Here is a 537-nt window from a genome sequence, read left to right as displayed (position 1 = left end):
TTGCAGAACTCGCTGGACGCGGCCGGGCTTGCCGTCGCCACGAAGTACTCAGCCGGGATGACAGCCGGTGACGTCCAGTCGCTTGGGCTGACATTTTTTGCGGCCAACATGAGCGCCGCCGACCAGCAGGAATATTCAGGCAGCGTCTCCGCCTTTTCGGCAGCCGCCAGTGGGAGCCCGAGCGCCTATTACATCTCGCTTTCGTCCAGCATCAGCCGGCCAAGCTTCCTCAGCGGCGCGGCCTCGTGGCAGGCCAACCGCTCGGCCAAGGTCAAGATGAACCCGGGTGCACAGGCCTGCGTGCTGGCGCTCGATCCGCATGTGTCTTCAGCGGTGAGCCTGCAAGGCTCGACCAATGTCTCGATGAGCAGTTGCGTGATCGCCGCGAACTCCGACGCGTCCGATGCCGTCAGCAGAGGTGGCTCCGCCCTGGTCTCGGCGGCATGCGTCTCGACGGTCGGCGGCACTTCCGGCCTTTCGCCACCAAGCGCCAATCTCACCTGCGGAACGCCGCTCGAGCATCAGTACGCGTCTTTC

General features: G+C 64.8%; 1 pseudogene. It reads left to right on the top strand.

The features are described 5' to 3' along the window. Nucleotides 1-108 precede the first annotated feature (108 nt). Nucleotides 109-537: pseudogene (locus tag EOA33_RS38140) on the top strand (pilus assembly protein); the annotation flags it as partial.

The organism is Mesorhizobium sp. M4A.F.Ca.ET.050.02.1.1, assembly GCF_003997725.1.
GTDB lineage: Bacteria > Pseudomonadota > Alphaproteobacteria > Rhizobiales > Rhizobiaceae > Mesorhizobium.
This window is presented reverse-complemented; position numbering and strand designations above follow the sequence as displayed.